Here is a 1,258-nt window from a genome sequence, read left to right as displayed (position 1 = left end):
CTGATTCAGGGCGCGACCTTCCGCGACACCCTGCGACTCAGCCAGCCGACCCTGGTCTACAAGGCCATCCAGTCCATCCCGGCGGAAGCGCCGGTCCGGCTGGTGGTACCCGATCACGGTCTGGCTGCCGATTGGCCGGTGTGGGTGCGAGGCGTCCAGCAATGGCAAGAGGTCAACCGTGAACCCTTCAAGAACCGGCCATGGTCGGCCAAGCGGTTGGACGCCAGCACCCTGGAGATCAACGGGCTGTCCGCGGTGGGTCTGAAGCCTCTGGGCGGCCAGTTGATTTACCAGGCGCCGGTCGACCTCAGTGGCTGCAGCGCGCGGATGCAGATCCGCGACCAGCCCGGCGGCCCGCTACGTCTGGAACTGAGCACCGAACCTGGCCAAGGGCTGACCCTGGACCCCGCCGGCACTCTGCGTCGCGAGATCACGGCCGCGCAGACCGGCGCGCTCACCTTCGCCAAGGCGGTGTACGACCTGGAACTGACCTTTGCTGACGGCACGGTGCAGCGCTGGGCCGAGGGCCCCGTCACCCTGTCCCCGCAGGTGACCAAATGACCACCTCCAGCCAATCCGTCGAGGCCTACGTGCTGGTGGTGGAGGCCGCGGCGGAGCCTGTGCTGGTCGAGGGGGGTGACGACTACGTCATCACCCTGGAACAGACCGAGGCAGTCGTCATCGGCGCTGGAGAACAAGGCCCGCCGGGGCCGCCCGGTAGCGGCGCTGCCGAGTGGCAGGCCCGCGAGTGGTAATCCATCCCTCAACTAGGAGGCCCCATGGCCCTGCTCAAATTCTTTAAGGTCGCCACGCTGCCCGGCAGCCTGGAGGCTGATTCCTTCTACTACGTCGAGAACGGCAGCTATGCCGAGTCCTATCTGACCAACAGTGCCGGGGAGGCGCGCTCTATCGGCAACAGCGCGATGATCAACGCGCTGATCACCGAGGCTCTGAGCAGCCTGCCCAGCAGCGGCGCGCCGGTGCTATTCGTGGCGGATATTGCCGCGCGCGATGCGCTGGAGGCGGACCTGGAACAGGCGGTGTTTGTCCTGGTGCAGGACGCCACGGATGACCCGACCGTGACTGCCGGTGCCGCGCTCTACGCCTGGAATCCGGCCACGAGTAGCTGGCTGAAGGTGGCCGAGTACGAATCCATGGACGTGACGCTGACGTGGGATGCCATCCAGGGGCGGCCGACTTCGACTGCTGCCCAGATCGACACGGCGGTGAGCCAGACCCACAGCCACACCAACAAGGC

At 66.7% G+C, this 1,258-nt stretch carries 3 protein-coding genes; all 3 read left to right on the top strand.

Annotated features, from left to right (window positions below; all coding sequences use genetic code 11):
• The coding region (locus tag ACFW0B_RS25800; RefSeq protein WP_449151798.1) for a hypothetical protein at positions 1–561 on the top strand (561 nt) is incomplete at its 5' end.
• Entirely contained in the window at positions 558–755 is a 198-nt protein-coding gene (locus tag ACFW0B_RS25795) for a hypothetical protein (protein WP_449151797.1), read from the top strand. The genes ACFW0B_RS25800 and ACFW0B_RS25795, both read left to right, overlap by 4 nt.
• A 24-nt stretch (positions 756–779) precedes the next feature.
• Positions 780–1,258: hypothetical protein (locus ACFW0B_RS25790; RefSeq protein ID WP_449151795.1), on the top strand; the 479-nt coding region annotated here is incomplete at its 3' end.

Source organism: Metapseudomonas phytobenefica (assembly GCF_043392685.1).
In the GTDB taxonomy this organism is placed as follows: domain Bacteria; phylum Pseudomonadota; class Gammaproteobacteria; order Pseudomonadales; family Pseudomonadaceae; genus Metapseudomonas.
This window is presented reverse-complemented; position numbering and strand designations above follow the sequence as displayed.

Bases quoted from the DNA above. Each gene is read 5' to 3' on its own strand.
- ACFW0B_RS25795 (WP_449151797.1), top strand. From the start codon at position 558: ATGACCACCTCCAGCCAATCCGTCGAGGCCTACGTGCTGGTGGTGGAG.